Source organism: Klebsiella sp. TF21-TM (assembly GCF_019753495.1).
In the GTDB taxonomy this organism is placed as follows: Bacteria; Pseudomonadota; Gammaproteobacteria; order Enterobacterales; family Enterobacteriaceae; genus Klebsiella; species Klebsiella quasipneumoniae.
The window spans coordinates 1-1,639 of the sequence record NZ_JAIJYL010000095.1 but is presented as its reverse complement, the minus strand read 5'-3'; the positions used below and the strand labels follow the sequence as shown (position 1 = coordinate 1,639).

The window sequence follows — 1,639 nt, the reverse complement described above, 5'->3', positions numbered from 1 at the left end:
TCGGACGAAAAATGAATACCAAGTCTCAAGAGTGAACACGTAATTCATTACGAAGTTTAATTCTTTGAGCATCAAACTTAAATTGAAGAGTTTGATCATGGCTCAGATTGAACGCTGGCGGCAGGCCTAACACATGCAAGTCGAGCGGTAGCACAGAGAGCTTGCTCTCGGGTGACGAGCGGCGGACGGGTGAGTAATGTCTGGGAAACTGCCTGATGGAGGGGGATAACTACTGGAAACGGTAGCTAATACCGCATAACGTCGCAAGACCAAAGTGGGGGACCTTCGGGCCTCATGCCATCAGATGTGCCCAGATGGGATTAGCTAGTAGGTGGGGTAACGGCTCACCTAGGCGACGATCCCTAGCTGGTCTGAGAGGATGACCAGCCACACTGGAACTGAGACACGGTCCAGACTCCTACGGGAGGCAGCAGTGGGGAATATTGCACAATGGGCGCAAGCCTGATGCAGCCATGCCGCGTGTGTGAAGAAGGCCTTCGGGTTGTAAAGCACTTTCAGCGGGGAGGAAGGCGATAAGGTTAATAACCTTGTCGATTGACGTTACCCGCAGAAGAAGCACCGGCTAACTCCGTGCCAGCAGCCGCGGTAATACGGAGGGTGCAAGCGTTAATCGGAATTACTGGGCGTAAAGCGCACGCAGGCGGTCTGTCAAGTCGGATGTGAAATCCCCGGGCTCAACCTGGGAACTGCATTCGAAACTGGCAGGCTAGAGTCTTGTAGAGGGGGGTAGAATTCCAGGTGTAGCGGTGAAATGCGTAGAGATCTGGAGGAATACCGGTGGCGAAGGCGGCCCCCTGGACAAAGACTGACGCTCAGGTGCGAAAGCGTGGGGAGCAAACAGGATTAGATACCCTGGTAGTCCACGCCGTAAACGATGTCGATTTGGAGGTTGTGCCCTTGAGGCGTGGCTTCCGGAGCTAACGCGTTAAATCGACCGCCTGGGGAGTACGGCCGCAAGGTTAAAACTCAAATGAATTGACGGGGGCCCGCACAAGCGGTGGAGCATGTGGTTTAATTCGATGCAACGCGAAGAACCTTACCTGGTCTTGACATCCACAGAACTTAGCAGAGATGCTTTGGTGCCTTCGGGAACTGTGAGACAGGTGCTGCATGGCTGTCGTCAGCTCGTGTTGTGAAATGTTGGGTTAAGTCCCGCAACGAGCGCAACCCTTATCCTTTGTTGCCAGCGGTTAGGCCGGGAACTCAAAGGAGACTGCCAGTGATAAACTGGAGGAAGGTGGGGATGACGTCAAGTCATCATGGCCCTTACGACCAGGGCTACACACGTGCTACAATGGCATATACAAAGAGAAGCGACCTCGCGAGAGCAAGCGGACCTCATAAAGTATGTCGTAGTCCGGATTGGAGTCTGCAACTCGACTCCATGAAGTCGGAATCGCTAGTAATCGTAGATCAGAATGCTACGGTGAATACGTTCCCGGGCCTTGTACACACCGCCCGTCACACCATGGGAGTGGGTTGCAAAAGAAGTAGGTAGCTTAACCTTCGGGAGGGCGCTTACCACTTTGTGATTCATGACTGGGGTGAAGTCGTAACAAGGTAACCGTAGGGGAACCTGCGGTTGGATCACCTCCTTACCTTAAAGAACCTGCCTTTG

Annotated in this window: 1 rRNA gene; it reads left to right on the top strand. The window is 53.3% G+C overall.

The annotated features are described in order from the left end of the window. Window positions 1-79 precede the first annotated feature (79 nt). Window positions 80-1,619: ribosomal RNA gene (locus tag K5R89_RS27020) — 16S ribosomal RNA — on the top strand. Window positions 1,620-1,639: the final 20 nt, after the last annotated feature.